This window comes from Nostoc sp. JL23, assembly GCF_017115065.1.
Taxonomy (GTDB): domain Bacteria; phylum Cyanobacteriota; class Cyanobacteriia; order Cyanobacteriales; family Nostocaceae; genus Nostoc; species Nostoc punctiforme_A.
In genome coordinates, this window is the sequence record NZ_JABXKN010000053.1 from 52,977 (window position 1) to 77,805 (window position 24,829).

Genomic DNA, 24,829 nt, shown 5'->3' on the forward strand with positions numbered 1-24,829 from the left:
ACTTCAACATCTTCCTGTGCGATTCCTAACATGATTGAGTAGGTGGAAGCAAGTATTTAGAAAAAACTTCAACAAGCTTTATCTATCCGACGCTAATTTATCAGCAATGCGTGTTGTTTCTGGCAGTCGATATTTGGGCGTGCAGCGTAATACATAGTCAATCGCTGTCGGTAAACTAATTCGATGACCACTGGAGATGTACAGTGGTTTTACTCCTGTGCGCGATCGCAAAACTGCCCCAATGGTTTCACCGTTATATATTAGTGGTTGCGTGCTGCCTTTGGTTTCTGCCAATTCTTCATGCTTACCTATCAACCTGGACTTAGCTACACCAATTGTCGGCATATCTATAAGTAACCCTAAATGGCTAGCTATACCTAATCTGCGGGGATGAGCAATTCCTTGACCATCACACAGAATGATATCTGGTGTTGTTTTGATCTTCTCCAAGGCATCGAGAACGGCTGGAATTTCCCGAAATGAGAGGAACCCAGGAACATAAGGAAAGGTCGTAGGACGATGTGCTAGGCTTGTCTCGATTACTTGCAAATCAGGAAAACTCAGGACTGCAACTGCTGCACGGCTAATGGTTCCATCAGCTTCAAAACCCATATCCACCCCAGCAACATACTGAATAGGTTCTTGCAGTTGATCCTCAGTAATTACTTGATTTTGCAGCGTTTCTTGGATAACTATGGCTTCTTCTAGCGTCGAAGGCCAAACATGATCTCGGTAAAATTTCATATTGAAAATTGGAATTTAACTGATTAATATTAATCCTGTTAATTTGGCAAGCACAAAAACACTAGTTTTTGATGTTGATACAGGGAAAATATATTTTTGTAAAAGTCTGTGAAAGACTATCTTTATACTAAATATTTTAGCCCAGGTTAGCTGATATTTTGCATCACAATGTTACTTAAGGCTGTCAAGAGGGAATCCTGAAAATATAAGTTTATTTTCCTAAATTTTCTCTTTTACTGGTTATGACACAGCCAAATATTCTAAAACTTGCAAAACAGGGAGATGCAGAAGCGATCGCATCTCTGATGAACCGCCACTTACACCCCAAAGGTATCGCTGCAACGGTTACTTTCCAAGATGCTTGCTTGGAGGTAATCCTAGAATCTGCCGAAGTACCAAATCAGCAAATTTTAGTTGCATTTATCCGCAAAGGTTTAACCGCTTTAGGGGCTGCATCTATTGAAATCGTGAAAGTTTACGGACAACAAACTGGTAAGGAGTTTCCAGCTTGGAGTAAAGAGTTTAATTTAGGCATAGCAGAAGCTGAAACAGACGCAGTAGATAATGAACAGTCTTCCAGTAATCCTCAAATTCTAACTATTTGTATTAACTTCAGTGGTGATACTGCACAGGGAATAACAAACCAAGATTTTGAATTTATAGCTAATCAAATCAGCACTGATATTTTATCATCTTGTAATGACGTTTTTATCCAAAAAGTAAGTATTAGTAATGGTAGTTCTGTAATTACAAAGGAACGTTAATGTTTAATTTGCCTCATGCAGAGGTGCAGAGAGAACCTAAAATCGGGGCTTTTGTAATAAGTTTAATAAATCTATATAAATTTTAAATATAGGGCTGTAAAGATTTTGAAAATGTTGCTTTTACCTGTAAATGGGGAATCCTGAGATAGAAAATATTATCTTAGTTTTTTGGATTTATTGGTTATGAAACAGCCGAATACTCAAGAAGCTCCTAAGCAAAAGCTACAAACGTTTTACTGGCCTTTATGGTTTCCTTATCCTACTTCTTGGTTAAAAGCATTGGTTTTGAATCTATTTTTGAGCGCTATTATATTTATACTCAAGAATCCTAGTACGTTAGGCTACCGTATCGCATATTTTGTACGCAGTCCAGAATTATTGACTATATTTACAATACTGTTAATCTTATCTCCAATTCCTATAATTTCTTTGACTCATCACTGCTTACACTTGCTTATTAGTCGGTTTATGTCAGAAATTCAAGCACCCGAAATAGGTAAAACACAAGGATTATTACCAGGAATAATGAGTTGGTGGGAAGGATTATACGCTTGGCTTGTAATTGCAATTTCTACACTGATAGCAGCTTTTTTCTCTACAATAGTCCTATCATTATTTGATCTGAGCTACGTCGAACCGATTGAATACTACAGACAGATGCAAAATATTAATAATAATATAATAGTAATATTTGGGCTGTTCTATATTTCTGCTGGCGCACTAACGTATCAAATTGAACATTTGGTAAGACACCGAATAATATCTGCTTATTCTGGCAATAAAAAAAAAGATGTAAGTAAATCCAATGCTGATTTAAATACAGATAAAGAACTTAATAGATTGCGTGGGGAAATGGGCGTACACAAAATGAAATCAAATATTTCATCGACTGAGGAAGAAACTACAATCATCAATAATCAACGGAAATATCGTAATTTTAATAAAAATTGGTTGCTTATTTTTTTAATATTTTCAATTGTTGTAGTAATATACTTTTCTTCAAAATTCAGAGAAATACTTCCCCTAACCTCTAAAATTACAACACAAATACCATCAAAGCCTGTATTAGTTACACCCTTACCAGTAACTTCAGAATCGCCGACTATGTTACTTCAAACTGATACATTCGGAGAGGCAGTAAGAAAAGCAATTAATGCAGCTAACCTGACTCAATCAGCAAAATCTCCAGATGAGTGGAAGACAGTTGTGAGTCAGTGGGAAGCTGCGATCGCACTTATGAAAACTGTGCCATCTTCTAGCCCAAATTATGTAGTAGCTCAACAAAAAATCAAAGAATATCAGATAAATCTCAACTACGCTGATAAAAATGCCCTTGGTAATAAGTAACGCGATCGCACCTCAAAGCTAAACTAGAAAAAGTAGTGCGTTCGTTCAACTATCCTTATCAAAATCAAACCCTATGAAGACTAAAACATTAACTGCCATTCTTCACAAAGAAGAAGATATGTATGTTGCTGAATGTCCTGAAGTCGGCACAGTTGACCAAGGTGAAACAATTGAAGAAGCTCTTGCTAATCTTAAAGAAGCTACAAGGTTATATTTAGAAGAATGTCCTTTGCTCGACACTGATACTAGTCCCAGGTTTGTAACAAGTATAGAGGTCAGCTATGCCTAGATTGCCAAGAATATCAGGCAATGAGGCAGTTCGTGCATTAGAGCGCTTAGGATTTATTCAAACTAGACAAACTGGTAGTCATGTTGTGCTTAAAAAAGCAACTCTCGACGGGGAAATTGTTTGTGTTGTACCAGTCCACCGCTAGTTAAAAGTTGGTACACTCAGTGGTGTTTTGAAGCAAGCAAAAGTCACACCTGAAGATTTTATAGAAAATTTGTAAGCGCGTAGGCGTAGCCCGTCGTAGACATCGCTCTTATTTTTACCTATCCTGATGAAATGTGATGGATTTATCTTTTAGAAGGATATGCGGTTAATTCTCCCTAGCTAAAATTTTATCATAAAAGTAATTTCGCCCCCTAAGCCAATCATGACAGAAGGAAAAACGCGGCGTAATTTCCTAATTACTAGCATTGCTGTAACTGGAGGTATTGTGGCAACTAATGCTTTTGAGCAAAATGCTACCAACACTGCAACACCGCCAGCAAATATGCTGGAACGAGTACTGGGACGCACGGAAGTAAATCTGCCTATCTTCGGGTTTGGAGCAGGACAAGTACCACTATCTGCCGGCGAAGGAAAAGAGGGTGATGCGACAGCGATTGTTCAAAGAGCGCTGGAACTTGGCATTCGCTACTTTGATACAGCAGCTAGTTATGGGCCGAGTGAAGATTATTTAGGCAAAGTGCTACCACCCTATCGCTCAAAGCTGTTTCTAGCCAGCAAGACCGATAAAAGAGATCGGGATGGTGCATGGCGAGAATTGGAGCGATCGCTTAAACGTCTCAATACAGATTATCTCGATTTGTGGCAGTTGCATCACGTTTCTTTTTCGGAAGAACTTGACACCATCTTTAGTCCATCTGGTGCAATTAAAGCTTTAGAAGAAGCCATAGAACAAAAATTGGTGCGTTTTGCTGGGATTACTGGACATCACGACCCTCAAGTAATTGCTGAAGGGTTACGTCGCTATCCTTTCCACACTACACTCATACCTGTGAATGCTGCCGACAAACACCACCCAAGTCCATTTATCCCAGTGGTTCTACCAGTTGCTCAAGAAAAAAATGTCGGTGTAATTGCAATGAAAGTTCTGGCTTATGGTCGGCTGTTTAAATCAGGTGCGTTGACAGGTATGGAGGAAGCTTTAGGTTACACACTGTCTCAGCCTGGGGTTCATTGTTGTGTGATTGCAGCGCAGACAGTTTCACAATTAGAGAATAATGTCAAGATAGCGCGGGCTTTTGTGCCTCTTAAAAAGGAAGAATTGAGTGCGATCGCTCAACGAGCTGCTAATGTCTGGGAAGATAGTACATTCTTCCGCGCTTGGACTTAGCCCAACTAAAAAATGTCTAAATCAAGCCGCAAACTATCAAATAAAGCCAAATTGTATGGTTTACATTGCCCAAATTCATTTTCCGATGGTCAATGGGGGTTTAACCATGACGAAGCCCAACTTTAGCAAAATGTCCCGACAAGAACTTAGAGAGTATATTTTAGCTCATCGTGAAGATGATGAAGCGATTGAAGCATTGATCCGCCGGGGAAATCCTAATAGTCCAACATATCCATTCCCTGAGACTAAGGAGGATTTGAGGGCAATGGAAGAGATACTCAAGAAAAAACTGGGTAGTAGTGGAGAGGCTGTTTAATTAGTTGAAAGGTTTAACGATGGGTTTAGATAGTGAAATCTTGCAGATATTACAACTTACTAATCACACTGATAATATTGTGCCGCTTGCGACATATTAAATTGTAATAGCTTCTCCTCTGGCAACTTGTATCCCAAACTTGGTTTAAAAGGCGAAATATTCAAACTGCGAATAATTTCTGACGCCACAGCCTTTGCTAGTAACGGTGGTACAGAGTTACCAACTTGTCGAAATCCATGCCATTTGGTTACATGAAATCTAAACCAATCGGGGTAAGAATGCAATCTTGCTGCTTCCCTGACAGTGATACAGCGCGGTGTAGATGGATGAATCGGTCTAGGAGATGTGAAAGAACCCCTGTACTTATCCGTTCCGGCTCTTAAAGTATTACAGACACCAGCAGGATGTAGCTTATGAAAACGACTAATTTTTTCTCTCTCGCCTTGTTGAGTCTCCTGAAAACGTTTAATAGTTTCCGCAGAATGTTTGGTTCTTAAACTTGAAGAAAGTATTCGCAAATCATATTCTCGTTTGTAAGAATAATCATCATCTAGGCACTTCATACCGCGAAGTACAAGAGCATAGTTACTAGGCTTTTCGTATTCTGCAACAACCCAATCTCTTGTTAGTAATTCTGGATATTTTTCTATTTCAGGTAAATCTCCAATTGCATCCCATACTGTAGGACTCGATGGAATGCCAGCTATTTTTTTAGAATTTAAATTATTTAGTAAAGCTTGTTTCGTAATCGGCTGAGGATATTTCGGTAACTTTATATCCTCCCTTGCACCTATCAGAAATAATCTCTCACGGGACTGTGGTACTCCATAATTTGCCGCGTTGAGAATTTTATAGTCTTCTTCTACTTTATAGCCGTGAATTCTAAACTCACTAATTAATGTTTGGAGGATTTGTTTATGTTCACCAACTGTAATCCCCCGGACGTTTTCCATCACAAAAAATTTTGGTTTTAGCTCAAAAACCAGTCGATGAAAGTGAAACACCAAAGAGTTTCGGGGATCGTTAACAGCCCGTTTACCAATTAAGGAAAATCCTTGACATGGTGAGCCACAAATAACCACATCAATTTCGCGATCGCCAATCTCAGACCGATTCCTAATTTCTTCCCCGGTTGTATCCACAACACTTTTACATAACACTGAGCAATAAGGGAAGTTAAACTCATGTATTGCACAATGGATCGGGTCGATTTCCACAGACGCTAGCACATCAAAACCAGCTTGCTCAAAGCCAAGAGTCATACCGCCCGCGCCAGCGAATAAGTCAACTGCGATCGCTCTTTGTTTTTTCATCTCATAAGCCATGACACCTCAATATATTTGGTCGCATTTGCAAAATTTCTTGAGCAGCGCGATCGCAAACCCCAACTTCTCCTAAACTTTGCCGCATTTCTTCATAATCTAGCAAAGTTTGCTCTCTGCGACTGGGATTGAGTAGCAGTTCCATCGCTGCTTGGGTAATATTTTCTACTGTGGCTTGCTCTTGTAAAAATTCTGGCACAATCGGCTTCATCACGACTAAATTAGGTGGCGAAGCGAAGGTTATTGAACCTTTAAGGATTTTACGAGCTATCCACGCAGTCAAACGACTGAGGCGATAAACTACAACCTGTGGCACATTTAACAGAGCAAGTTCTAAATTGACAGTACCAGATTTACTAATAGCTAAATCAGCCGCAGCAAAAACTTCTATTTGTTGACCTGATATAACTGTCGCCCGCAAACCGTAACGCTCAATAGCCTCCTCAATTGGCTGTCTATAAACTTCCAGCGACAGGGGAATCCAGAAACTAACTTCAGGTAATTTCGCTTGAATAGTTTGGGCAGCTTGAAAAATTACTGGTAAAAGATATTTTAGTTCTTGGCGGCGAGAGGCGGGGAGGAGTGCGATCGCAATTTCTTCTGGAGCAATTCCCAGTGTTGCACGAGCTGCTTCCCTACTAGGAGCATCTTGCATTCGGTCAACCAAAGGATGTCCTACCCAACTAACATTTGCGCCTTTCTCGCGAAAGTAACGGGCTTCTTGGGGGAAGATTGCCAACAGCTTATCTGTAAAACCAACAATCCGGTTAGTTCTACGCAAACTTATTGACCAAGCCCACTCTTGGGGAGCAATGTAATACACCACAGGTACATCTGGTAGATACTGTTTCATATAAGTCCCAATTTCCAGATTGGGAGTCATATAATCGATCAGCACTACCAAGTCAGGTGGATTTTGCTTTAAGGAAGCGATCGCCTGACGTTGCACCTGAAGAGTCGGTAAAATATAAGGCAGCCCTTCTAGAATACCCATTGAGCCAATACTACTGGTATTTCCCAACAGAATTGCCCCAGCCTCTACCATTTTGTCGCCACCCAGCGCCACAATCTCTAATTGCAACCCAATCGCCACAGCTTGACGCTTCAGCGCTGAAATTAGTAGCGACCCTTGTAAATCGCCAGATACTTCGCCAGTGCTGATAAATATCCGCATTTGATAATTAAAGTTAGGAGTTAGGAATTAAAAGTGAGGAATTAAAAGTGAAGAGTTAGGAATGAGGAGTGAAGAGTTAAAAAATGTAATTTATCAACTCATAACTCATAACTCCTAACTCCTAACTCCTAACTCACGATTCATCACTTGCGCCTTTTTTCCCTTTACTGGGAATCAAGCCACGTCTTCCAGGCATCTGAGAAAGTAGAAGGAAGCGTCGCAGATGCTGCAATTCTTCGCTATCCCCTAACAATTCCAACTGTTCCAAAGCATCCTTAAAAGACAAATCAGAACGGTAGAGAATGCGGAAGGCTTTTTTCAGCATTTGTAAATCTGCTGAGTCCATACCAGACCGTTTGAGTCCCACAAGATTGAGAGTTCGTACCCGTGCTGGATTTCCCTCCACCAGCATATATGGGGCCACATCCCGGTCAATACGTGCCATACCTCCCACCATTGCCTGTCTACCAATATGCACAAATTGATGGACACCTAAAACTCCACTGAGCCTAGCGCGTGACTCTATATGGACATGACCAGCCAACGCCACAGAGTTAGCAATCACTACTTGGTCTTCAATGACGCAGTTATGAGCCACATGGACATAAGCCATTAACAGATTACCATCACCAATCACTGTCGCTTCACCGGCACCGGTAGCGCGGTTAATGGTAACGTACTCACGAATCAAGTTGTTATCACCAATTTTGACCCAGGTTGGTTCTCCTACAAACTTCAGATCCTGGGGTTCCATGCCGATGGCTGCACCTGTAAAAATCTGATTTTGCGCCCCAATTTCACAAGGCCCCTCTAGCACTGCATGAGCACCGATTATTGTTTCAGGGCCCACTTTGACATGCGCTCCAATCACAGCATAGGCACCGACTTGCACTGTATGGTGGAGTTCCGATTTCGGATGAATTACAGCAGTTGGATGAATTAGCGTTTTCAAGGGTGAATCTCCAGAACTGTCTTAATAATCCAGCGCCAGGCGGGGTTTTTGAGGCAGCGCGTTACTCTGATTAAGAGAGTTGTACCGACTACCGCCCCATTGAGGCGACTGGCGTTGTTGAGTGTGAAATATTTCAGTGAACGAAAGTGTCGGGCAAAGCAAGTTAAGTGTGTTTGTGAGTGCGTCTCGTAGAGAGGGCGGCGAAAATCAAGAAATTATTCAGATGCTGTTGTGGATTTTTTTACTGTTATCCTGAAACAGGATTCAGTAGGGGCATTTCACGGCTATACCCATACCACGAAAGCAAACTTTTAGCTAACTAAAGAAAACATTAATTCCCCTTCACAAGCAAGTTGACCATCAACTTCGGCACGACCTTGCATCTTACCGAAACGACGTTGTTTTACCCATAACAGTTCCACCGTCATGACTAGTTGATCCCCCGGCACGACCTGGCGACGAAAGCGAACTTTATCGATACCAGCGAAGACGAACAGCCCGCCTTCTACCGAAGACATTTGAGTTAGCACAATGCCTCCAACTTGTGCCATTGATTCAACAATTAGCACCCCTGGCATCAGTGGACGTTCAGGGAAATGTCCTTGAAAATGGGGTTCGTTGATAGTGACATTTTTAACCCCAACAGCTTTTTTACCTGGCACGTAGTCAATTATTTTGTCTACAAGTAAAAATGGGTAGCGATGGGGTAGCAATTTTTGAATTTCTTCAGATGTGAAAGTTGTTTTAATCTCAGAACTAATTGTAATCTCATTTATACCCTGTGGTTCGGTAGATGTAGGTGTAGTCGTATCGATGCTATTCACTTCAGTGAGGATTGACATTGGCCGTGTAGTTGATTTTTTATCTAAAAGTTGAGTAGGCAGGCGTATATCCAAAGCCTTAATAATCTTGGATGGAAACTTTAGATCGAATCTAAAATCCAAAATCTAAAATTTTCTGAGCCAGTTGAATGTGTAAATTATGACTGGCTTTATACGCTAAAAAATGAGCACGAGGAAAAGTTCCTAGTAAACTCAAATCTCCTACTAAATCCAAGATTTTATGACGGACTGGCTCATTTGCAAATCTCAACGGTGGATTTAGCCAGCCTTCTGGGCCACAAACGAGTGCATTGTCCAAACTGCCACCTTTAATTAACCCTGTTTTTTGTAAGTGTTCAATTTGATGCAGTAACCCAAAAGTACGCGCAGGAGCAATTTCCGTAGCAAAGCTAGCAGAAGCTTTTCCTTGTTCAGCGGTTAGTGACCAACTATACCATTGATTACCAATGGCGGGTAGGTCAAAATCAATACCGTAACTAAAGCGGGTTTCTGGTGCTGGCAGGGCACATACAAAGGCATCCCCTTGATAGACCCATATTGGTTCTGTAATAGCCAAGGGAACTTGGTTGTTAACGGGTTGTGAGACTAAGCCAACTTGGGAAATATTGGCTGTCCACACACTTGCTGAACCATCTAAAAGTGGGACTTCTGGGCCATCAATTTCAATCCGGGCATTATCCACGCCCATACTCGAAAGTGCTGCCAACAAATGCTCTACCGTGCGAACATATACCTCACCCTTACCCAACTGAGTTGAGAGAACAGTGTGATTCACTGCTGCAACTTGGGCTGGAATGATCGGCAAATCCGGTAAATCCACTCGCACAAAGTAGCGTCCACTACCAGCCTCGGCTGGTAATATCCGCACCTGGGTATTCACACCGCTATGCAGTCCCACCCCTATTTGGGTGATTTGGGCAGCTAGAGTGTGCTGTCGCATAGCCGAAAAGTCAATATATTTCCTTTAGTATTGTTCATCGTCTGTTTTGGTAAAACCCTGATATTCCCTGAAAAATGTCATTAATCCCTTTATCGGAACAGTATTGAGGTAAATGTAACAATTAGCAAGCTAATCCAGAAAAGTTAATTGTCATTTGTCCTTTGTCAGTTGTCCTTCGTGATTCACTAATGACCAATGACCAATGACTAATGACAAATTAAAATCTTTCGCCAATCCCGAAATTAATCCGGCTATCACCATCATCGTTGATACCGTAATCAATCCGAATTGGCCCCAGTGGAGACTGGACGCGAACGCCAAGACCATAACCATAGCCACTGCCATTTTTGTTCAACACTTCAGCAGCCCTAGTACTAGTTCCCAGGTCGCTGCCGAGATCAAAAAATAGTGCGCCGCTGACTACTGAAAAAACTGGAAACCGATACTCAACTGATGCTTGCACATAAGAGCGTCCACTACCTAATGCTCCTTCTTCATAACCCCGAACGGAGTTGCTACCCCCAAGAGTAAAAGCTTCGTAGGGAGGCAAGTCACCGAGGATTGTTCCTGCTTGCAAGTTAAATGCTAAAGTTTGTGCCCCTTTGCTGAGGCTAATCAGCTTAATGGGTAAATATTGGCTGTAGCTACCCCGAAATCTGGTGAGAAGAATGTTTCCTAGTCCCACAGGTACTGATTGATCGACTCCAAAGCGGAGATAAGAACCACTAGTGGGTTGCAGGGGGTTATTACGGAGATCGCGCTGTGCCCCCACTTGCAACAGTAGTAAATCGTCTTGCCCGTTGCTAGAGAGGGTCAGCGGAATTTCATCACTGAGGCGGTTTCCAGTATCATCATCAAATACCGCTCCTGTTTTTCTCAGATTGCCATCACTATCACGGGCGGAAACTCGTTGATACTGTAAACCCGCTGAGGCAGTCCAGACAGAAGTTTTATAAGGATTGGCAGACAAGGGACGGGTAAAGGTGACACCGCCACCTAGACGGAGAATCCGGGGGCGATCCTGAGAATCGACATCAGTGGGATTACCTGGATTAAACGTCCTAATGTCTTCATCTTGACCATCGAAAATCAACGAAATAGAACTGCGACGGAAAATATTGGTTGTGTAGGAAGTCCGGTAAGGATCTCCTGCGATCCAGGGGTCAGTATACCGCACGTCAAACAGCAGTTCCCGTTCTCCTACCTGTATTTCTGTTCCCAGTTTTTGGTTCCTACCGTTCAGGTTTTGTTGTTGATAGCTAACTGTTCCAAAAAGTCCGCTAGCAGAACTAATCCCTGCCCCAGCCGCAATAGAACCGCTGCTGCGTTCAGCTACATTCACTACTACATCCACCTTGCTGGGGTCAGTACCAGGGTCAAGGGACACATTCACATCTTCAAACAGTCCCAGTCCATACACGCGCTGTAGGTCTTTTTGCACTGTGTTGCGATTGAATACTTGTCCTGGCTTCAACTCCACTTCTCGGGTAATGATGTACTCCTGTGTCCGTCCGCGAATTGGTTGTCCCTTTTCGTCTGTTTCCTGACCATCTTTATTGCGGAACCGGACTCTAATGTTTTCTACTACTCCTTCTGCTACTTGTAAGGTAACAACTCCGCTTTCAGAGACTTGTGGCGCTCCAATCACGTTGGCTAGGACGTAACCTTGGTCTTGATACCGCTTGTTTAACTGCTTGATACCCTCTTGCAAGTCACGCAAATTGAGAATTTTGCCATACTGCTCCCGAAAGACTTCATCCACAGTGTTAGCTGGTAGTACAGAAGCGACACCAGTGCCAGGATTGGCTTGCACTTCTACTTTACTGAGGACGGGGTTAGGCTGGACAACAAAGCTCACCCGCACTCCCAAGGGGGTATCTTCTGGCGCTGCTTGGACGTTGGAGAAAAAGCCAGTACCAAAGATGGCGTTAATATCTTCTTGCAGTTGGCTGCGGGTGGTTGTTTGTCCTGGTTGGGTACGAATTACTCTGTAAACTTGGCTTTCCAGTTCTGGTGATAGTTGGCCTCCCTGGGATCTAACTACTACTTCCGATACCAGTACGCGGGGATCATTGGCTTCTGGGGCTGTGTTGGGTTGAGTATTGCCCGGAGTTGTCGGTGGGTTAACATTCTGGGGGCTGGGAGTAGTGCCTGGGAGCGGATTAACATTTTGGGGGCTGGGAGTAGTGCCTGGGAATGGCGCAGGTGTTCTTTGTTGATTAGCTGGGAGAGGAATGTCTGGAGCGGTTGATGGTTCTGGAGTTGTGGGTAATAAAGGTTCCGTTGTCGGTGGATTAACATTTTCTGGAACTGGAGTGGTCTCAGGAGTTGGAGAAGGCGTTGGTTGTTGAATTTCTGGCGGTGGAATATCTGGAGCCGGAGATGGCTGTTGAGTAGGGCTGGGATTGATTTCAGGGGTTTGTGCAGTTATTGGCGTTGTGGAGGTTGGCACAATTACCTTTGGGGTCGCGTAGGCGTAGCCCGCCGCAGGCATCGCTGCTGGGTTGGCAGGGTAAATTGCGACGACGCGGGATTGGGGATGCTCCGCCTCTATAACTCCTGTGGATTTAGGTCGAGATTCTAGACTTTTACTAGAGTGAACCTGACCAGTGTCCTTTTCTGGCTGCTGATTTGTTTCTAGTGTCAAAACTTCTGTTGTCTGTTTTGAACTGTTGGCGGTTTCTGCATTTGCACTCAATGAACCACCCAACGGGGCTGCAATTGCTACTGCTGCCAGCAATACGGGAGATAAACGCATTTTACTTATATTCCTCTTCACGACCACACACACACCATCACAAGGCAATAATGCCCTTATGCCAAAGGTAAAACTCAAAACATAATTTTTTTTCTTTTGCTTTTTTACTTTACAAGGCAAAAGGCAAAAGGCAAAAGTTAAATATAATTCCTTCTGACCTTTTGGTTTTTACCTGGTTAACTTATAGTTTCTACTGCTTTTAGCACTCTTTGTAAGACCTCCTGGTAGGCATCCTCTACATTTCCTAAGTCTCGGCGAAAGCGATCTTTGTCCATTACCCGGCGGTTTGAGTCCTTTTCTGCGGTATCCCACAAACGGCAGGTGTCGGGGCTAATTTCATCTGCCAAGAGCAACTGCTGTTGTGAGTCCAAACCAAACTCTAGTTTGAAGTCTACTAGGGTAATGCCACACCGCTGCCAAAAGTTATTGAGAAATTCATTGATTTTCAATGCTAGATGTGTAATTGCGTCTACTTGTTCCGCAGTCGCTAGTTCTAGGAGGTACAGGCGATCGCGTGTAAGCAAAGGATCTCCTAATTGATCGTTTTTGTAATAAAACTCAACCAAAGGCTGTTTCAGAATTGTACCCACTGGTAAACCTGTTTGCTGACACAAACTGCCAGCAGCAATATTTCTGATCACTACTTCTAAGGGTAAAATCTTTACTGCCCTCACCCGCATTTGATTCGGGGCAGGACTATCGAGAAAGTGAGTCTTTATACCATAAGCCTCCAACTGTTTAAAAAGCTGGCTGGAAATGCTACAATTAATTTCTCCTTTACCTTCGATGCTGCCACGCTTTTGGGCGTTAAACGCCGTGGCATCGTCCTTAAAATCAGCCAACAAGACTTCTGGATCGTCTGTTGTATAAAGAATTTTTGCTTTGCCTTCGTATAACTTGGAATTAACAGACATGGTGGCAGGTAATGTTTTAGGCGATGGACAAAAGTTGTTTGTCCTTGGAGGCTTCACCATTTTATCTTTAGTTATTAACTATTAGCCATTGGTGACTATTTAAGAGGAAGCTGGGGCAGGGTAAAATAATTAATTACCAATGTCCAGACCAATTTTCTCTGCGCGATCGCTGGTTAATAGCCAGTTACCAAATATTTAGAACTAAATCTCTAACTTTTAACAGAGGGCAATTTGCTTTCGTATCTATTACCCTCACCTAAGTAGTTTTACTATCAGGATTTTAATTAGTTTTGAGAAAATAAGTTACCAAGACATACTGGTATGTCATAATAATTTGTATCTAAAGGTTTCAACTGAAGCTAATTACAATTTTAACTTCATAAATTAAGATGAGATAAATTGACAACTGTGAGGAAAATCAAATATTCTCTCTAGTTACGTTAGTGGAAATTTTTTTGTAATATTTACAACACCAAATATTGCAAGCTTTATTTTCTAGTCTCAAAATCTGAATCAACCAATTCCTATATCAACAATTGGAAAACCAGTTGGATGATCTCATTTACCCCAATCTGACAAAAGTAAAGATTAAGCTAGCTAGTGATTCAGCTTTATAAACCCAAACATAAGGTGAATTGAATAAATGGAGAAAAAGATAGTGAACAAGGATGATTTTCTCTTCCCTCGTGGTCGCTACTACGGTCAAGTTAAGCCAGAAAACTTAGTTTTTAATGCAAATCTCCAGGAATTTGCTCAACGGGTAAGTTACATTTGCAACTTAGAAACAGGTGGAAAAGTGCCTCCAGGTGCAGCTTACGAACAAATAAAGGATCTGTGGAAACAGTTGAAACGCTCAAAAAAAGAGCTAGGAATTGGCGAAGATCCATTTCAAGATGACCAGGGAGAGACTAAAGATTGAATGGGCCATTGGATATGAGGAACTGACAAATGACAAATAACCAATGACTACTTAGTAACCATTGTCCAAATACCATCCCAGGACTCTGGAGGCGGCGTTTGTTGGTAATTACGCGCACGCTCTAGGTGGATATCAACAGCTCGGTCTTGGGGTTGGATAGATTTGGCGGACTCAAAACAAGCGATCGCTTGTGAGAAGTTGCGCGATAAATAAGCAGCGCGTCCAGTATCATAATGAAATAAAAACTCTTGAGTGTTGGCATCTAACTCAGTAGTGCGATCGCCAATTAACTCGTAGATATTAACTGCCTGGTGTTTCCCTTTGACTCGAATTTTATCTAACTGGCGCACCCAAATGCGATCGCTGCACAATTGGTAAGTAAATTCACTTAAAAGAATATCACAACCATAATCTTTAGTTACAGCTTCTAAGCGCGAACTTAAATTTACACCATCTCCAATGACGGTGTAATCCATCCGTTTGCGGGAACCAATATTACCCGAAACCACATCCCCTGAACTAATCCCAATGCCAATACGAATTTGTGGTTGCGCCTGGATAATTCGCCGTTGGTTAAATTCCTCTAAGCGGCGTCTCATATCTAACGCTGACTGCACAGCCCTCCAAGCATGATTTTCTGTCAATGGTAGCGGCGCACCAAATACCGCCATTAAGGCATCACCAATAAATTTATCAAGAGTGCCTTCGTGGTTAAAAACCGCCTCCACCATCGTTTCAAAATACTGATTGAGCAGCAATACCACCTCAGCTGCACCGAGATTTTCCGTAAGTGTTGTGTAGCCTCGGATATCAGAAAATAAGATAGTTACTTCCTTCCGTTCGCCGACCATTAAAGCATCTTCCCCTAGTGCCATAACTTGTTCAGCAACATGGGGCGTCAGGTAGCGGGACATGGTAGTTTTCATCCGTTTTTCCTGAGTAATGTCTTCTAAGACCACCAAACCACCGCGTACACTGCCTTCTGGGTTAGTCAGGGGATTAACAGTAAGATTGATATTGCGTTCTAATGTTTGTACCTCATTAGAAGTGAGAAACTCAGATTGGGGAGTCAGAGGTTGATTCCAGGGAATAAAAATATCGGGGTTAGTGCGATCGCGCAGTGCTAAAATTGGGTGCTGATTCCTAAGTCCTGTTAGCGGATAGCTAGGGTTTAGCTCGTCCTGATTTTCACTTAGCGCTTGATAAAGTCCCAGCATCAAACTTTGCTCTGGCACATAATGTTTAGCTCCAGTTTTGAGACTATCTTCTAGTCGCATTTGGAGATTTTCAATTGGCACAACTTCCCAAACTAGGCGACCAATCAAATTTTGTTCCCACAAAATCTTGTTGTTTTTACTATTAGCGTCTCCTATCGGACAACCCAGCAACTCTAGGGCTGCATCATTAATCGTGACAATTTGTCCTGCCATATCTGTAGATATCACAGCATCTGACAGACTTTGTAAAATATCTTTTTGATACTGTTTTTCTAACAGCACATTTTCAAACAGCCGAGCATTTTCTAAGGCAATTCCTGCCTGATTATTAAAAGCCCGCATAAACTCTTCATCAGAAGCAGTAAAACTGTTTTGTTGCTTATTAATTAATTGTGTAACACCAATCAATTCATTTGCAGAATTAAATACTGGTAAACATAGGATATTGCGAGTTATATAACCAGTTTTTTTATCTATAGTTGGGTCAAAGCGGGGGTCTTTATAAGCATCAGAAATATTTAAGGCTTCACCAGTGGAAGCTACATAGCCAGCAATGCCACGGTTAGCGGGAATGCGAATTTCTATCAAGTTTGTGCCATCTGCTGCCACTGCAACTTTCGTCGAGAGTTCGTTTAGCTCTTTACGATATAAAAACAGTGTGCTGCGGTCTGCTTGCATTAAAATTCGAGCTTGTTCCATGACTATCTGCAAAGTAGCTTCTAAATCTAAACTTTGCCCCAGTGTCTGAGTTGCCCGCAACAAAGCCGTTGCGCCTCTTTGATTACGAGCCGCTACATAAAAAGATTGACAGCTTTCCAGGATAATCCCAATTGAAGCCGCAAAGTCTCGAAAACGTTCTTCATCATCATGATTAAACGGAACATTCCCGGTTTTATTAGCTAGTTGCACTACCGCTACAGTCTGGTTTTTGCTACTGATAACGGGCATACATAAAATATTACGGATTTTATAGCCCATTTGTTTTTCAAGTTCTGGGCTAAATAGGGGATGGGTATAAGTTTCAGATATATTCAGGTATTGACCTGTACTAGCAACATGACCAGGGATACCCACTGTAATGGGAGTACGAATTTCTAAGAATTTTTGGGTATTATCTTGAGGAACTTTTGACCACAGTTGACCTTTGTCATAGTCAACTAAAAAAATGGCTGTATGTTCTGCTTGGAGAATTTGACCAATTTTGAGGGTGATAGCTTCTAATACTTTCTCCAACATAGTTTCTAGAGCTTCATTATTGATCAGTTCAATAGCTCTCAGAAATTGCTGGAACTCAGCAGTTATAAAGTCGAGTAAGCAAACAAATTCATTAACAGATAAGTCTTTGACGCGACGCAGTAGGGCGTGAGCACGATTAACTTGAGTCAGTTCAGTTAATGTAGCCAAGACGCTGCCAGAGTTGGGGAGTGTCACGTCGCTTCGCTCCGAATTAAAAATTCAAAATTCAAAATTAATAATCCCCATAAATAAATGGGCTTGTATCATGAGTCTGTTTCGGTCATAGGAATTTTGGATTTTGGGCATAGGGCATAGGGCATGGTTATTAATTCTTCTTCCCCTGCTCCCCCTGCCTCCCCTGCTACCTCATTTCCCCACCCCCTACCTCTTATTTTGCCAACTGTTCAGAAAAAGAAAATATCACCTTTTGATAGTAATCTTGTAGCTGCCTGGTGGCAGCTGCCCAACCCCAACTTTCTGCTTCTTGGCGGGCATTTTGACGGATGATGTCTCGTTGTTGTTTTTGTTCTAAGAGTCGAATAGTAGCAGCTAACGCTCCTTGAACATCTGCTGTTGGCTCAAAAAGATATCCATTTACTCCATCTGTGACAATATCAGGAATTCCCCCGGAACGGGCTGCTACCACGGGACAGCCAGCAGCCATCGCTTCTAGTAGTACTAAGCCCAGTGTTTCTGTACGAGAAGGAAAGATAAAGGCATCAGCACTCGCAAAGGCAGAACCTAACTCTTGCCCCATGAGATACCCAACAAAATAAGTATTTGTGCCAGCAAAGTGTTTTTGCAATGCTTGACGGTGCGGCCCGTCTCCAACCAATGCCAACCGCGCTTGGGGAATTGCTTGTAAAATTGGTTTGATGCGCTCAATTTCTTTTTCAGCGGAAAGCCGCCCAACGTAAAGTAGCAATGGGCTTTCTGGATGATTTTGTGATAGACGCGATCGCATCTCTACACTAGCTAAATCGGGGTGAAATAATTCTGTATCTACCCCACGCTGCCATAAATCTACACGTTCAATACCGTGTGCTGTCAGTTCCTCTATCATTGCTGTGGAGGTACACAGATTTAAAGCTGCTTGATTATGAGCGCCTTTGAGCAGTTCCCAAAGAAAACCTTCCAACATCCCCAAGCCGTAATGCTGGAGATATTGGGGTAAATGGGTATGATAAGAGGCCACCAAGGGGATTTTGAGGATTTTGCTATAAAATATACCAGACAAACCCAAAACGGCTGGATTCACGACATGAATAATATCTGGCTTAAACTCTTCTAAGATGTAACCAATGGCTGGGCGGGGTAATGCCATTTTCAATTCTGGATACAATGGCAGAGGAAAGCCACTAACGCCGTAAACTTTAGCGCCTTTGTGTTCTGTGATGCCTCCATCAGGGGCAATCACCAACACCTGATTACCACTGCGCTGGAGATGATCGACAGTATGGCGCAGGCGCGTTACAATGCCGTCAACCTTGGGTAAAAAGGTTTCGGTAAATAGGGCAATTCTCATAAAAAACTATTCAGTCCAGGCAGATAATCTCAGCTTAAGAGTGCATTTTGCTATTAAACACAGAGTAAACTGTCTCGCGTCCTGTAATCAATTCTGCACAATCAAAATAACTGTAGTAAACAGTAAATTTAGTAGTAGCTGGAAGATACACCTGATAAATAATAAATAGTTGGTCGTCATATTGTGCTAAAATACGACGACCATTTTTAGACCCACGATTTACTGGGGTTTATTTTAATTTCTGTGCCAAGAGACTTTAGGCAGAATTTGTTTGTGATCTACTCGCGTCTGATACTTGATGGCAAAATTTAACAGAGAATCGAGGAGAGAATCAGAGAGTAAGTGAGGCTGTAAACCTAAATCGAGCAATTTTGTGTTTTTCGCGTTGAAGTAATGTTCTTCTTTTTCAACTCTGGGATTATCTAAGTGATTGATTTCTACGTTCAATCCGATAGCGTTACCAGCTTTTTTCACCATCAATGCCAAGTCACCGACGCTGAATTGTTCGGTAAATTGGTTAAATACGCGGAATTCACCAGCTTCGGCAGGATTAGCGATCGCTAATTCCACACATCTGACTGTATCCCGAATATCCAAAAATCCGCGAGTTTGTCCACCTTTACCGTAGACAGTTAACGGATGTCCAATCGCTGCTTGAATACAAAAGCGGTTTAGTGCAGTACCAAACACACCATCGTAATCCAGCCGATTAATCAATAGTTCGTCTATCCCCGTTTCTTCGGTTAAAACGCCATAAACTACACCTTGATTTAAATCCGTTGCCCGCAATCCCCAAATCCGGCAAGCAAAGTGGATGTTATGACTATCATGGACTTTGCTTAAGTGGTACATCGAACCGGGCTGCTTGGGATAAGGTAGGGTATCCTTGCGTCCATTGTGTTCAATGGTGATATACCCTTCTTCGATGTCGATGTTGGGTGTACCGTATTCGCCCATCGTCCCCAGCTTCACCAAATGACAGTCGGGGAAATCTTCCCGCATGGCGTACAGCAAGTTCAACGTCCCAACTACATTATTGACCTGGGTAACAACTGCATGTTCTCGGTCAATCATGGAAAATGGGGCCGAACGCTGTTCACCAAAATGCACCAGGGCATTTGGCTGAAATTGCTGTAATGTTTTATGGAGAAACTCGTAATTCGTAATATCGCCGATGAACAAGTCGATCGATTTACCCGTCAAATCTTGCCAGCGCTGGAGACGTTGTTGAATTAGTGCGATCGGAGTGAGAGTTTCGACACCAAGTTCATTATCCCAATGCCGCCGCACCAAACTATCTAAAATTCCAACTTCATAACCTCGATTGGAAAGGTAAAGAGCAGTTGCCCAACCGCAATATCCATCACCACCAATAACCAGGACTTTCATCTTCACCAGTTTTTACTCGCTGATAGCTAAATCTATCAGGTTTCTGTCCCCTCTCAATCATCATTCTGAGAGAGATGTGGATTTAGAGAGCAGCGAACAAGGGAAAATGGGGAAAATGCAGGGAATTCTCCTGACTCAGGATTTCGGAATGCGATACTGCTGGGCAATGTAATAAAAAAAACGATAGTAATCTTGAAAATCTTGGCTCTTGCTTTGTCCCTGCCAATAGTAGTTCACTGGACTCTGAGTTACTGTAAGTCTCATTGAACCTCCTCGTTGATCTACTTCTACAACCAGCACCCCAGATACTCCTTGGGCGGTCTGAAAGTTGGATTTAATCTTTTTCACTGACTCTCGATCGTTTGGTAGCTGCTGACTTGCCCACCCCCGAATTTGCACGGAGTTATTTTGTGGTGAAATAAACGCAATTCCATCACCATTTTCTGAGGCTGCTAAAGAAGTCCAGTTACTCGGATATGGAAATTCAAAGCCATAACGGGAGTTGCTATAAGTTTTCCAGGCGATCGCTCCGGCGTTAAAATCATTTGCAGTACAACCCCACAGCATGATTAACAGGGCAATGACTCCGCTAACGCTGGCGGCAAACCGATAAATTCTTCGCCCCAAACTACAGATTTTATTAGCAGTAGCCATTTACATCACACATTTCGCCAAAGTTACTGATTTTATAGAAATACCAGAAACTCTGATATTGCACTATTCTCAATCAGCTAACTAGTAGTCTGCCACATCAATTTTAAGAGATTTGTAGTGAGCGATTTATCGCTCAATTTCAAGGGCTAGAGCCACTAATGATCAAGTACAACCCATCAAATGTGATGATGCCAGCAAACCAAAATGTAAACAAATGTAACGAAATAGACGTTAAAACGTTTTACTGTCTTGACAACCAATAAAAGAACAGATAACTTGATATACATACCCGGGTAAGACCGTTAAAGAGTTATATGCAAACGCAAACTAAGCAAAAGGTCACTTTGTATTTATCGCCAGAGTTGCACAGAAAACTGAAAATTCGTTCAGCAGTTGATTCCGAGCCAATGTCAGAACTTGCCGAACGTGCCCTTGGTTTTTACCTATCTAATCAAGAGTTAGTTGACGAGTTAGAAGATTCTACTTATGGGCGGACTCATAGAGTTTATTCATGCCCAACTTGTGATAGCTCGCTAGTCTTACGTGATGGGGAACTGGTTACTTTAGGCAATCAACCAGGAGTGGTTGGTCAAGAGCATCTTTCTCTAGATGAGATGGATGAAAATGAAACCAATCCCAAGGGTGAGGAAGAGTTAGTTCCTTGCTAAATAGATATTTATGATTCGGTTTTCTTTACCAGAAGCAATGTCTCTACTGTCTCTATAAGGTCTCAAGTAGGTCGAAGTATGAACGAAGAGCTCAAGATCCTAATTCAAGCTCAATACCCTTTAATCTACCTTGTGACCTCCGAGGAAGAGCGGGCCGAGCAAGCAATTTCCACAATCGCCCAGTTATTAAAGCCCCAGCGTCGAGTATTTGTTTGGACAGTAACACACGGGATTGTTGAGTATGGTCAACCCCGGAATGTCACCCAACATAATACCGTGTCTCCAGAGGCGGCGATTGAGTGGATCATCCGGCAGAAAGAACCAAGTATATTTATTCTTAAAGATTTACACCCCTTTATAGATGCGCCTGCAACTAACCGATCATTGCGTGATGCGATCGCTAGTTTCAAAGGTATGCAAAAGAACATCATTTTGATGTCTCCGATGCAGCAAGTACCTATAGAACTGGAAAAAGAAGTTGTTGTTCTCGACTTTACATTGCCAGATATGGCTGAGTTGAATAAAGTCTTAACTCACCATATAGAGCAAAATCGTGGTCGGCGACTGACAACAGAAGCCAGAGAAAAACTTCTCAGAGCTGCTTTGGGTCTAACTAAAGACGAAGCTGAGAAAGTCTACCGTAAGGCACAGGTAACTAAAGAGCGTTTGACGGAAGATGAAGTAGACATCGTTTTATCTGAGAAAAAGCAACTAATTCGGCGCAATGGCATCTTAGAATACATTGAAGAAGATGAAACTATTGATGCTGTAGGTGGCTTAGAAGAGTTAAAAAGATGGCTCAAGCAGCGCTCTAACGCTTTTACAGAAAGAGCGAGAGAGTATGGTTTGCCTCAACCAAAGGGAATGTTAATTTTAGGAGTTCCCGGTTGCGGTAAGTCATTAATTGCCAAAACTACTTCCCGACTGTGGGGTTTACCACTGTTGCGGTTAGATATGGGGCGAGTCTACGACGGCTCAATGGTGGGACGAAGTGAAGCAAACTTGCGAAACGCCCTGAAAACAGCAGAATCTATTTCTCCAGCGATATTGTTTATCGATGAATTAGATAAATCCTTTGCTGGTAGTGGAGGTTCATCTGATTCTGATGGGGGGACTTCAAGTAGAATCTTCGGCTCTTTCCTCACTTGGATGCAAGATAAGAAATCACCAGTGTTCGTGATGGCAACCGCCAACCGAGTAGAACGTTTACCTGGCGAATTCTTGAGGAAAGGACGCTTTGATGAAATTTTCTTTGTCGATCTGCCAACACCGGAAGAACGGCAGGATATTTTCAATATTCATCTCACGAAACGCCGTGAAGACATCTCTCGATTCGATCTTGAGCAATTAGCCAAGATGTCTGATGGCTTTTCTGGAGCAGAAGTTGAGCAAGCGATCGTTGCGGCAATGTATGAAGCTTTTGCCCAAGATCGGGAGTTCACCCAACTAGATATTATTGCTGCACTGAAGGCAACATTGCCGCTGTCTCGAACGATGCAAGAACAAGTAACGGCTCTGAGAGATTGGGCCAGACAGCGCGCACGCCCCGCAGCATCCTCCGTAGCTGAATATCAGCGAATGGAGTTTTAAAAGCTTTCCTCTGCCATCCCAGGGGGAAAGGCTAGCTGAAAATGCTAGCAGTTATAAAAAAAGCCGCATCCTGTTAAGCGCGGCTTCGCCCAAAACAAACCGTTGTCGTTTTTCTCAATCTTCTCATTGGAGGAAACCCAAATGTCTCACTTTAGCACCCTGCGTACCAAAATCACCGATGCCGAAATCCTCAAGGCTTCCTTGCGCGACCTCGGTATCAGCGTAAAGACTGAAGCTGATGTCCGTGGTTATAACGGTCAGCGTGTCCGTTCTGACATCGTTGCCGTGTTGGAAGGCGAATATGACCTCGGCTGGTCTCGCAATGGCGATGGTTCTTTTGACCTAATCGCTGACTTGTGGGGCGTTGCTAAGAAGCACAACCAAACCGAGTTGATCAACTCAATCAACCAAAAGTATGCCGTTAACAAAACTTTGGCTGAAGTGAAACAGCGCGGTCTGCAAAACGCCAATGTGAAGTTGGTATTGCAATAACAATTTCTCTGCGCGTTCCCAAAGCTGCACGGGTTAACCATATAAATAGCGGTTAGCCCGCTTTTTTATCGGGATTGAGATTTATTTCTCAGTCCCGATTTTTGATGAGTCTAGTCAATACTAATTTAAAATAAGTAAGCCCTATTAACTTCAGCTTTTAAATTTGATGCCTGAACTTCGCAATGATTTTCAATCAAGAGCTATTACAGAAAGAACAGGCACATTTACTGACAATATGAAATTACCTATTCATAGATGGTTTAGGTATTCTGCTGGATTTTCAGCAACTTGGGTTGAAGGAGTAATCGCAGAACTGAAACCGAAAATTGTTCTCGATCCATTTGCAGGATCGGGCACTGTTTGTATTGCTGCTGATAAACTTGGTGTGAATTCCTACGGCATTGAAGCGCATCCTTTTGTTTATCGGCTTGCACAAGGAAAGCTCTCATGGGAGATAAATATCTATGAGTTTTTGGAAGCAATCACTGAGATTAAAAATCTTGCTGCTAGTCTTCAGCCAAAGTTTCCAGACCAAATGCCAGTGTTACTAAATAAATGCTACACCGAGGATGTATTAATATATCTCTTCAAAATCAAGCAAGCCTATTTAGAGCTAGCCCCGGCCCTATCAGAAGAGTTACAGTATCTTACTTTTCTAGCAATCTCTGCTACTTTACGATTGTCAAGCTATGTAGGCACAGCGCAGTGGCAATATATTCTTCCAAACAAACGAAAAGCCAAGATTTCTAAACCGCTTAATGCACTAGATACTCAAGTCGCTTTGATGTTAGAAGATATGCGTTGTATGCAGTGCCTTAGAGCAGCAAGCCAAGCTACTTTTCTTAGAGAAGATGCAAGGATTTTAGAAAGTATTCCCGATAAGTCAATAGATTTAGTAATAACCTCTCCACCGTATGCAAATAACTATGATTATGCTGATGCCATGCGTCTCGAAATGACCTTTTGGGGTGAGGTTAACTCTTGGGGGGATTTACATGATACAGTTCGCAAGTTTCTGATTCGTTCAAGTTCGCAACATGTGTCAAAGGATCGATTGAAATTGGATAATTTGATAGCAGATCCTATCCTTGAGCCAATTCGAGATGAGCTAATCCCTGTTTGTAAAGAGCTAGAAAAAGTCCGAGAAACTAAAGCTGGCAACAAAGCTTATCACACAATGATCGCCGCATACTTTATTGATATGGGGTCTGTATTTCATGCCCTTCGTCGAGTTACAACATCTGATTGCAAGATTTGCTTTGTAGTTGGAGATTCCGCTCCCTATGGGGTGTATGTTCCAGTTGAGCAGTGGTTGGGAAAATTAGCAAATGAGGCGGGGTTTTGCTTATGGTCTTTTGAGAAAATTAGAGAACGTAATGTCAAGTGGAAAAACAGAAAACATAATATTCCTTTACATGAAGGAAGGCTTTGGATAGAAAGTTAG

At 42.4% G+C, this 24,829-nt stretch carries 23 protein-coding genes; 11 read left to right on the top strand and 12 right to left on the bottom strand.

Annotation, left to right across the window (positions count from 1 at the left end):
• Positions 1–78: 78 nt before the first annotated feature.
• Positions 79–744, bottom strand: coding sequence for a deoxyribonuclease V (nfi, locus tag HWQ42_RS11125; RefSeq protein ID WP_292811906.1), 666 nt, complete (start codon positions 742–744; stop codon positions 79–81).
• 242 nt (positions 745–986) lie between these two features.
• Here nfi and HWQ42_RS11130 point away from each other — a divergent pair, with 242 nt between their 5' ends.
• From HWQ42_RS11130 to HWQ42_RS11155, 6 genes are all read left to right on the top strand, one after another.
• Positions 987–1,508 carry a hypothetical protein gene (locus HWQ42_RS11130; protein ID WP_292811908.1) on the top strand — a complete coding sequence of 174 codons (522 nt, stop codon included), beginning with the start codon at positions 987–989 and terminating at the stop codon, positions 1,506–1,508.
• Between the two features lie 183 nt (positions 1,509–1,691).
• A complete protein-coding gene (locus HWQ42_RS11135) occupies positions 1,692–2,855 on the top strand; it encodes a hypothetical protein (protein ID WP_292811910.1) in 1,164 nt (387 codons plus the stop codon).
• A gap of 73 nt (positions 2,856–2,928) precedes the next feature.
• Positions 2,929–3,144, top strand: coding sequence for a type II toxin-antitoxin system HicB family antitoxin (locus HWQ42_RS11140; RefSeq protein WP_194045281.1), 216 nt, complete (start codon positions 2,929–2,931; stop codon positions 3,142–3,144).
• On the top strand, positions 3,137–3,289 hold the full coding sequence (locus HWQ42_RS11145) for a type II toxin-antitoxin system HicA family toxin (RefSeq protein ID WP_292811914.1): 153 nt from the start codon (positions 3,137–3,139) through the stop codon (positions 3,287–3,289). Before HWQ42_RS11140 ends, HWQ42_RS11145 begins: the two co-directional genes overlap by 8 nt.
• A 222-nt stretch (positions 3,290–3,511) precedes the next feature.
• Positions 3,512–4,477, top strand: a complete 966-nt coding sequence (locus HWQ42_RS11150) for an aldo/keto reductase (RefSeq protein ID WP_292811917.1) — start codon at positions 3,512–3,514, stop codon at positions 4,475–4,477.
• A 106-nt stretch (positions 4,478–4,583) separates the two neighbouring features.
• On the top strand, positions 4,584–4,793 hold the full coding sequence (locus HWQ42_RS11155) for a hypothetical protein (protein ID WP_292811919.1): 210 nt from the start codon (positions 4,584–4,586) through the stop codon (positions 4,791–4,793).
• A 59-nt stretch (positions 4,794–4,852) separates the two neighbouring features.
• On the opposite strand, the gene HWQ42_RS11160 is transcribed toward HWQ42_RS11155, so the two are convergent.
• From HWQ42_RS11160 to purC, 7 genes are all read right to left on the bottom strand, one after another.
• A complete protein-coding gene (locus HWQ42_RS11160) occupies positions 4,853–6,118 on the bottom strand; it encodes a DNA cytosine methyltransferase (protein ID WP_292811921.1) in 1,266 nt (421 codons plus the stop codon).
• Positions 6,108–7,289, bottom strand: a complete 1,182-nt coding sequence (lpxB, locus tag HWQ42_RS11165; RefSeq protein WP_292811924.1) for a lipid-A-disaccharide synthase — start codon at positions 7,287–7,289, stop codon at positions 6,108–6,110. Before lpxB ends, HWQ42_RS11160 begins: the two co-directional genes overlap by 11 nt.
• Positions 7,290–7,422: 133 nt before the next feature.
• Positions 7,423–8,241: an acyl-ACP--UDP-N-acetylglucosamine O-acyltransferase gene (lpxA, locus tag HWQ42_RS11170; RefSeq protein ID WP_194046773.1), complete on the bottom strand. Its 819-nt coding sequence runs from the start codon at positions 8,239–8,241 to the stop codon at positions 7,423–7,425.
• 311 nt (positions 8,242–8,552) lie between these two features.
• Entirely contained in the window at positions 8,553–9,083 is a 531-nt protein-coding gene (gene fabZ / locus HWQ42_RS11175) for a 3-hydroxyacyl-ACP dehydratase FabZ (protein ID WP_292811926.1), read from the bottom strand.
• A 91-nt stretch (positions 9,084–9,174) separates the two neighbouring features.
• Positions 9,175–10,023 (bottom strand): UDP-3-O-acyl-N-acetylglucosamine deacetylase, encoded by an 849-nt coding sequence (gene lpxC / locus HWQ42_RS11180; RefSeq protein WP_292811928.1) that lies wholly within the window; start codon positions 10,021–10,023, stop codon positions 9,175–9,177.
• A 217-nt stretch (positions 10,024–10,240) separates the two neighbouring features.
• Positions 10,241–12,781, bottom strand: a complete 2,541-nt coding sequence (locus HWQ42_RS11185; RefSeq protein ID WP_292811930.1) for a BamA/TamA family outer membrane protein — start codon at positions 12,779–12,781, stop codon at positions 10,241–10,243.
• A gap of 176 nt (positions 12,782–12,957) precedes the next feature.
• The gene (gene purC, locus HWQ42_RS11190) at positions 12,958–13,695 is read right to left on the bottom strand and encodes a phosphoribosylaminoimidazolesuccinocarboxamide synthase (protein ID WP_292812008.1); all 738 of its coding nucleotides are present in this window, start codon (positions 13,693–13,695) and stop codon (positions 12,958–12,960) included.
• A 643-nt stretch (positions 13,696–14,338) separates the two neighbouring features.
• Between purC and HWQ42_RS11195 the strand changes: the two genes are divergently transcribed.
• Entirely contained in the window at positions 14,339–14,614 is a 276-nt protein-coding gene (locus tag HWQ42_RS11195) for a hypothetical protein (RefSeq protein ID WP_292731577.1), read from the top strand.
• A 47-nt stretch (positions 14,615–14,661) separates the two neighbouring features.
• Here HWQ42_RS11195 and HWQ42_RS11200 read toward each other — a convergent pair whose 3' ends face one another.
• The 4 genes from HWQ42_RS11200 to HWQ42_RS11215 all read right to left on the bottom strand — a co-directional run bounded on the left by HWQ42_RS11200 (position 14,662) and on the right by HWQ42_RS11215 (position 20,635).
• Positions 14,662–17,262 carry an adenylate/guanylate cyclase domain-containing protein gene (locus HWQ42_RS11200; protein ID WP_292811932.1) on the bottom strand — a complete coding sequence of 867 codons (2,601 nt, stop codon included), beginning with the start codon at positions 17,260–17,262 and terminating at the stop codon, positions 14,662–14,664.
• A 193-nt stretch (positions 17,263–17,455) separates the two neighbouring features.
• Positions 17,456–18,592 (bottom strand): glycosyltransferase family 1 protein, encoded by a 1,137-nt coding sequence (locus tag HWQ42_RS11205; protein WP_292811934.1) that lies wholly within the window; start codon positions 18,590–18,592, stop codon positions 17,456–17,458.
• Positions 18,593–18,826: 234 nt separating this feature from the next.
• Positions 18,827–19,981: an NAD-dependent epimerase/dehydratase family protein gene (locus HWQ42_RS11210; RefSeq protein WP_292731743.1), complete on the bottom strand. Its 1,155-nt coding sequence runs from the start codon at positions 19,979–19,981 to the stop codon at positions 18,827–18,829.
• Positions 19,982–20,116: 135 nt separating this feature from the next.
• Positions 20,117–20,635 (bottom strand): hypothetical protein, encoded by a 519-nt coding sequence (locus tag HWQ42_RS11215; RefSeq protein ID WP_292811936.1) that lies wholly within the window; start codon positions 20,633–20,635, stop codon positions 20,117–20,119.
• A 314-nt stretch (positions 20,636–20,949) separates the two neighbouring features.
• On the opposite strand from HWQ42_RS11215, the gene HWQ42_RS11220 reads away from it, so the two are divergent.
• The 4 genes from HWQ42_RS11220 (at position 20,950) to HWQ42_RS11235 (ending at position 24,829) form a co-directional block, all read left to right on the top strand.
• Positions 20,950–21,303, top strand: a complete 354-nt coding sequence (locus HWQ42_RS11220; protein WP_292731569.1) for a hypothetical protein — start codon at positions 20,950–20,952, stop codon at positions 21,301–21,303.
• Between the two features lie 78 nt (positions 21,304–21,381).
• The gene (locus HWQ42_RS11225; RefSeq protein WP_104906609.1) at positions 21,382–22,893 is read left to right on the top strand and encodes an AAA family ATPase; all 1,512 of its coding nucleotides are present in this window, start codon (positions 21,382–21,384) and stop codon (positions 22,891–22,893) included.
• Between the two features lie 141 nt (positions 22,894–23,034).
• A complete protein-coding gene (locus HWQ42_RS11230; protein ID WP_094350625.1) occupies positions 23,035–23,385 on the top strand; it encodes a DUF1257 domain-containing protein in 351 nt (116 codons plus the stop codon).
• 166 nt (positions 23,386–23,551) lie between these two features.
• On the top strand, positions 23,552–24,829 hold the full coding sequence (locus HWQ42_RS11235) for a DNA methyltransferase (RefSeq protein WP_292812011.1): 1,278 nt from the start codon (positions 23,552–23,554) through the stop codon (positions 24,827–24,829).

What these genes read in the sequence shown, in the direction of transcription:
- nfi (WP_292811906.1), bottom strand. Translation starts at nt 744, where the DNA reads ATGAAATTTTACCGAGATCATGTTTGGCCTTCGACGCTAGAAGAAGCC.
- HWQ42_RS11130 (WP_292811908.1), top strand. Translation starts at nt 987, where the DNA reads ATGACACAGCCAAATATTCTAAAACTTGCAAAACAGGGAGATGCAGAA.
- HWQ42_RS11135 (WP_292811910.1), top strand. Translation starts at nt 1,692, where the DNA reads ATGAAACAGCCGAATACTCAAGAAGCTCCTAAGCAAAAGCTACAAACG.
- HWQ42_RS11140 (WP_194045281.1), top strand. Translation starts at nt 2,929, where the DNA reads ATGAAGACTAAAACATTAACTGCCATTCTTCACAAAGAAGAAGATATG.
- HWQ42_RS11145 (WP_292811914.1), top strand. Translation starts at nt 3,137, where the DNA reads ATGCCTAGATTGCCAAGAATATCAGGCAATGAGGCAGTTCGTGCATTA.
- HWQ42_RS11150 (WP_292811917.1), top strand. Translation starts at nt 3,512, where the DNA reads ATGACAGAAGGAAAAACGCGGCGTAATTTCCTAATTACTAGCATTGCT.
- HWQ42_RS11155 (WP_292811919.1), top strand. Translation starts at nt 4,584, where the DNA reads ATGACGAAGCCCAACTTTAGCAAAATGTCCCGACAAGAACTTAGAGAG.
- HWQ42_RS11160 (WP_292811921.1), bottom strand. Translation starts at nt 6,118, where the DNA reads ATGGCTTATGAGATGAAAAAACAAAGAGCGATCGCAGTTGACTTATTC.
- lpxB (WP_292811924.1), bottom strand. Translation starts at nt 7,289, where the DNA reads ATGCGGATATTTATCAGCACTGGCGAAGTATCTGGCGATTTACAAGGG.
- fabZ (WP_292811926.1), bottom strand. Translation starts at nt 9,083, where the DNA reads ATGTCAATCCTCACTGAAGTGAATAGCATCGATACGACTACACCTACA.
- lpxC (WP_292811928.1), bottom strand. Translation starts at nt 10,023, where the DNA reads ATGCGACAGCACACTCTAGCTGCCCAAATCACCCAAATAGGGGTGGGA.
- HWQ42_RS11185 (WP_292811930.1), bottom strand. Translation starts at nt 12,781, where the DNA reads ATGCGTTTATCTCCCGTATTGCTGGCAGCAGTAGCAATTGCAGCCCCG.
- purC (WP_292812008.1), bottom strand. Translation starts at nt 13,695, where the DNA reads ATGTCTGTTAATTCCAAGTTATACGAAGGCAAAGCAAAAATTCTTTAT.
- HWQ42_RS11195 (WP_292731577.1), top strand. Translation starts at nt 14,339, where the DNA reads ATGGAGAAAAAGATAGTGAACAAGGATGATTTTCTCTTCCCTCGTGGT.
- HWQ42_RS11205 (WP_292811934.1), bottom strand. Translation starts at nt 18,592, where the DNA reads ATGAGAATTGCCCTATTTACCGAAACCTTTTTACCCAAGGTTGACGGC.
- HWQ42_RS11210 (WP_292731743.1), bottom strand. Translation starts at nt 19,981, where the DNA reads ATGAAAGTCCTGGTTATTGGTGGTGATGGATATTGCGGTTGGGCAACT.
- HWQ42_RS11215 (WP_292811936.1), bottom strand. Translation starts at nt 20,635, where the DNA reads ATGGCTACTGCTAATAAAATCTGTAGTTTGGGGCGAAGAATTTATCGG.
- HWQ42_RS11220 (WP_292731569.1), top strand. Translation starts at nt 20,950, where the DNA reads ATGCAAACGCAAACTAAGCAAAAGGTCACTTTGTATTTATCGCCAGAG.
- HWQ42_RS11225 (WP_104906609.1), top strand. Translation starts at nt 21,382, where the DNA reads ATGAACGAAGAGCTCAAGATCCTAATTCAAGCTCAATACCCTTTAATC.
- HWQ42_RS11230 (WP_094350625.1), top strand. Translation starts at nt 23,035, where the DNA reads ATGTCTCACTTTAGCACCCTGCGTACCAAAATCACCGATGCCGAAATC.
- HWQ42_RS11235 (WP_292812011.1), top strand. Translation starts at nt 23,552, where the DNA reads ATGCCTGAACTTCGCAATGATTTTCAATCAAGAGCTATTACAGAAAGA.